Here is a 4,558-nt window from a genome sequence, read left to right on the forward strand (position 1 = left end):
AATGTCAAGCTGGCTTTGATTGTTGTTGTATTAACACCACTTTCTCTCATTGTCGCAACACTTATTGCGAAATATACATTCAAGTTCTTCCAGGAACAATTATCTATTCGTGGAGAAATGAGTGGTTTTGTAGAAGAAATGGTAGGAAATCAGAAAGTCGTCAAAGCATTCCAACATGAATCAATCAATGAAGAGAAGTTTGATGAAATCAATAATCGTTTATTTAAGAGCGGTGTTAAATCACAGTTCCTAGGTGCACTTGCGAATCCTTCTACACGTTTTGTGAATGCGATTGTTTATGATACAGTATGTATCTATGGTGCCTTTAGTGTCATTGGTGGTGGTCTTACAGTAGGTGGTTTATCATCATTCTTGACTTATGCCAATCAGTACACAAAGCCATTTAATGATATTTCTAACGTATTTACTGAATTAGAAACAGCTTTAGCCTGTGCTGAGCGTGTCTTTAAGATTATTGATGAACCAGCTATTAAAAAACCAGAACATCCCGAGACTATTGATAATCCACAAGGTGTTATTGACTTAAACCATGTGAATTTCAGTTATACACCTGAAAGACCATTAATCACTGATTTTAATCTTCATGTCAATGCAGGTGAAACAATTGCGATTGTAGGACCTACAGGATGTGGTAAAACAACATTGATTAACTTATTAATGCGTTTCTATGATCCTCAAAGTGGCTCTATCTCTATTGATGGTATCAATACACAAACGATGGATCGTTCTTACTTAAGAAGTCTCTATGGTATGGTATTACAGGATACATGGTTATTTAAAGGTACTATTAGAGATAATATTGCGTATGGCTCAAATAATGCGACAGATGAAGAAATCATCGAGGCTGCTAAAAAAGCCCATGCTCATAAATTCATTATTCAGTTAAAAGGTGGCTATGATGCGATGCTCGCAGAAGAAGGAAGTAACTTATCACAAGGACAAAGACAGCTTTTATCTATCGCAAGAATCATGCTCGCAAATCCACCTATGTTGATTCTAGATGAAGCCACTTCATCTATAGATACACGTACAGAAAGACAGATTCAGGATGCCTTTGATACAATGATGATTGGTAGAACAACCTTTATTGTAGCCCATCGTCTTTCTACTATTCAAAAAGCAAATCAGATTATTGTGATGAATGACGGACATATCATTGAACAGGGTAAACATGAAGAACTATTAAAGAAGAATGGTTTCTATCATAACCTTTACTATAGTCAGTTTGAAAAACCTGAATAAACAAAAAAAGATTCCTCACGGAATCCTTTTTTATTAACTTCTTCCTGTTACTGATTTTCTTAAAAGCTGTTTATCAACCCAGCGTGTAGAGAATCTAAAGTTCTTTTGTGCGAATACAAATGTGATTTCATTATTTGTATTGAAGTTGATTTTTTTCATCTTACGATAATCGATAAGAAGACGACCTACAAGCATATTTTTTCTACCAACTAATACAAGGTTCGCAATCTGCATTGAATAGATGATTGAATAAATAGCCCATACACTTAAAGCGTTTGAAATGTAGTTCATTTTGTGAGTATTGTATGTTGAAATCATAAAAGCGATACAACCAAATAATACTACAAAATAAAGTACTGTAAGACCAATATAAAAAGCCTTACCTGTAGGACTCATACAGAATTTTAATGAATGATCTCTTTTCTTAGATTTAATAATAGTTACAACTACATTCACAATCATATATGTAAAGTAGAGACCAACGAGTCCAACAAGAAATGTAAGTATAATTAAAACCTGATTCATTCTGTTCTCTCCTTTATTCTTCTTATAATTATACATTGAACTGTTCAATTTGGCTATACCCTATTTGTATGGACAAATGAAAAAGAAGAAGTATAATACATAAAAAAGGGGGAAAATGAAAATGTATACACTTCATTACACAATACAGAATGATCAATGTGACTATACAGGTCGTTTAAGAGATGAAAATATTTTTGTCTATTTCTCACGTCTAGCAACTGCAGATGGTTCTTTATCAGGTTTCTATAAAGAATCCATGAAAGGGAAGTATGGTTATGTTGTTTCTAAACAATCACTCATATTAACTGAACCTATTTATGAAGATGATGAAATTACTCTTACTACAGAGATTGGACATTATTCTAATGTGATTTTTCCTCGATTCTACTATATAGAAAAAGAAGGTAGACGTATTGGTGAATGTCGTTCTATCTGGACTCTTATTGACCTTAAGAGACGTCGTATTACATCTCCTAAGCGTGCAGGACTCACTCTTCCTGATAATCCTGATCTTGTAAAAGAAGAACCAGAAACACTCTTTACACAAGATGATAGACAATTAGTAAGTACATATACTGTACCTTATAGTGATATAGATACAAATAGACATTTAAACAATACCCATTATTTACGTATCGCTTCTAACTTGATTCCCGTAGAAGCCTATGAAAATCATTTCATGGATTCTATTTCTATTAACTATAAAAAAGAAATACTCGCTCATCAGACAATTGAACTCTATCTCACTCATAGTGATGATACTTATATTATTGAAGGAGATGTAGAAGGAGAAAACTGCTTTATTGTGAAAATCCATATGAAGGAGTATATAAAATGAAAAAAGAACTTCCTATCATGATCTTTCATAAAGACAATCAAGACTATTATGGTGGAGACCAGGATTGGTTTCCTGATGAATGGGCAAGACGTGCAGGATGTGCAAGTGTCTGTGCTGCAGATATGGCCTGTTTCTATGAACATAAGCTAGATATCTCTTATCCGGATTTTCTAGAACTGATGACAAAGATGTTTAAACTCAATACTCCAGGTATTATGGGTTTTCCTTATTTCTATAAGTTTGCAAAGAACTTTAAGAAGTACATGAAACATATTGGGTTAGATGTTGAACCTGTTTATCAGAAGATTACTGAATCTCCTGAACAGGGGGTACATTTTGTGAAAACAGCTATTGATCAGGGTCATCCTATTGGTATGTTGATTTTAACTCATGAAGCACAGATATTAGAAGAAGAAACATGGCATTGGATGTGTATTACTGGTTATGAAGAAACAGCCTCTGATACATCTATTATCTTCTCATCATGTGGTGAACGTGTATGTGTGGGTGCTAATACACTCTTTAATAAGAGTCATAAGAATATTGTGAAGCTTGTGACGTTTAATTAAAGGAGAATTCATGATGCGTAGGGAAACCGAAATAACCTTTATGCAAACGAGGTTAATTCGACTCGCTTCAGAAGAGTGGCATTTACCTGTTGAACAGGTTATTCACTTATTTAAAGAATATGATGTTCTTGGATATATTGAGATAGGTTATGGAATATTTAGTTGTGAAGGTGATGAAGCTGTTTTAGATGATATCACTGATTTCTTGAAAAGAAAGGGTGAGAAGATATGGTGAAACTTTCAAAGGAAAGAATGGATTATACCATAGATCTTCTTATTGCGATGGTGGTAGAAGAAATTGCGGAAGAAACAGGTAAAGATAGAAAAGATATATTAATCGATTTCTTGTCCTCTAAAACGGGTAAATTCCTCTACGATGAAACTACAAAACTCTGGTGGAGTGGACCTTCATACATCGCTGAAATGTATATGCAGGAAGTGAATAAACAATAATGAAAAGGAGATATTGCCATCTCCTTTTAAAATTCCATAGGACTATATAAATCAATCTCAAGATGAGTAATTGGTTCTTCAAACTTAATATAGGCTGCATGAAGTGCTAAACGTGGATAATCAGAGCCTTCATTATAAAGGGAATCACCTAGAATAGGATGACCAATAGAAGCCATATGAACACGGATCTGATGCTTTCTACCAGTCTTTAGACGACATCTTACAAGTGCATGATCTTCCTTATTCTCTAGACACTGGTAATAAGTCACAGCAGGAATACCATTAGAGTGAACACGCATCTTAGAAGGACTGTGCCTATCTTTACCTAAGTTCTGTTCAATCTTATATTCCTTACCTTCTTTGATATGACCCTCTACATAAGCCAGATATTCTCTTTGTATCTCTTTAATAGACAATGCATGATCTAGATAAGCCTGTATTAAATGACACTTACAGAATACTACTAAACCGCTTGTATCATTATCTAAACGATGAATATAACGAACAGGAATATCATATCCCTGTGTCATATAATAAGCACTCACTCTATTAGATAAGCTGTCTGTCTTATGAGGATCATCTGGATAAACCGCAATCCCAATAGGCTTATTCACAACAAGAATCAGATCATCCTCATATACAATATCTATATCCTGAAAGTCAGGGGCATATGTTCCATCATCATGTTCATAAGCAAGAACATCTAATACATCATTTGTATGAAGTATAGGATTCATATTAAATACATGATTGATTTTATAGTCTTTATTCTGTTTTAATAAATGAATTGTTTTGCGTGATAAATGCAGATCTGCCCACAAATCAGATAAAGGACGATTTTCATATTCTTCATCAATAGTGATAAGAAGATGCTGTCCTTGTTTCTTTATTCTCATGGACGATATACAGT

7 protein-coding genes are annotated in these 4,558 nt (G+C 33.9%); 5 read left to right on the forward strand and 2 right to left on the reverse strand.

From position 1 onward, the window contains the following. Window positions 1-1,263, forward strand: a 1,263-nt coding sequence (locus B2S90_RS09555; RefSeq protein ID WP_286696963.1) for an ABC transporter ATP-binding protein, incomplete at its 5' end; no start/stop codon positions are given. 33 nt (window positions 1,264-1,296) lie between these two features. Here the strand turns inward: B2S90_RS09555 and B2S90_RS09560 are convergent. Next, window positions 1,297-1,788 carry a hypothetical protein gene (locus B2S90_RS09560; RefSeq protein ID WP_278780274.1) on the reverse strand — a complete coding sequence of 164 codons (492 nt, stop codon included), beginning with the start codon at window positions 1,786-1,788 and terminating at the stop codon, window positions 1,297-1,299. A gap of 121 nt (window positions 1,789-1,909) precedes the next feature. Between B2S90_RS09560 and B2S90_RS09565 the strand changes: the two genes are divergently transcribed. The 4 genes from B2S90_RS09565 to B2S90_RS09580 are packed head-to-tail and all read left to right on the forward strand — an operon-like array spanning window position 1,910 to window position 3,648. Continuing rightward, window positions 1,910-2,626: an acyl-[acyl-carrier-protein] thioesterase gene (locus B2S90_RS09565; RefSeq protein ID WP_279067923.1), complete on the forward strand. Its 717-nt coding sequence runs from the start codon at window positions 1,910-1,912 to the stop codon at window positions 2,624-2,626. Next, on the forward strand, window positions 2,623-3,195 hold the full coding sequence (locus tag B2S90_RS09570) for a hypothetical protein (RefSeq protein WP_278860951.1): 573 nt from the start codon (window positions 2,623-2,625) through the stop codon (window positions 3,193-3,195). The genes B2S90_RS09565 and B2S90_RS09570 overlap by 4 nt, the downstream gene beginning before the upstream one ends. A 13-nt stretch (window positions 3,196-3,208) precedes the next feature. After that, window positions 3,209-3,430: a DUF3791 domain-containing protein gene (locus B2S90_RS09575; protein ID WP_055234278.1), complete on the forward strand. Its 222-nt coding sequence runs from the start codon at window positions 3,209-3,211 to the stop codon at window positions 3,428-3,430. Continuing rightward, window positions 3,424-3,648, forward strand: coding sequence for a hypothetical protein (locus tag B2S90_RS09580; RefSeq protein ID WP_006507108.1), 225 nt, complete (start codon window positions 3,424-3,426; stop codon window positions 3,646-3,648). Before B2S90_RS09575 ends, B2S90_RS09580 begins: the two co-directional genes overlap by 7 nt. A 26-nt stretch (window positions 3,649-3,674) precedes the next feature. Here the strand turns inward: B2S90_RS09580 and B2S90_RS09585 are convergent. Next, on the reverse strand, window positions 3,675-4,558 hold an 884-nt coding region (locus B2S90_RS09585), incomplete at its 5' end, for an RluA family pseudouridine synthase (protein WP_286696964.1).

This window comes from Catenibacterium sp. UBA627 (genome assembly GCF_002299355.1).
GTDB lineage: Bacteria > Bacillota_I > Bacilli_A > Erysipelotrichales > Coprobacillaceae > Catenibacterium > Catenibacterium mitsuoka.

Excerpts from the sequence above, each read along its gene's own strand:
- B2S90_RS09560 (WP_278780274.1), bottom strand. The coding sequence starts at position 1,788 with ATGAATCAGGTTTTAATTATACTTACATTTCTTGTTGGACTCGTTGGT.
- B2S90_RS09565 (WP_279067923.1), top strand. The coding sequence starts at position 1,910 with ATGTATACACTTCATTACACAATACAGAATGATCAATGTGACTATACA.
- B2S90_RS09570 (WP_278860951.1), top strand. The coding sequence starts at position 2,623 with ATGAAAAAAGAACTTCCTATCATGATCTTTCATAAAGACAATCAAGAC.
- B2S90_RS09575 (WP_055234278.1), top strand. The coding sequence starts at position 3,209 with ATGCGTAGGGAAACCGAAATAACCTTTATGCAAACGAGGTTAATTCGA.
- B2S90_RS09580 (WP_006507108.1), top strand. The coding sequence starts at position 3,424 with ATGGTGAAACTTTCAAAGGAAAGAATGGATTATACCATAGATCTTCTT.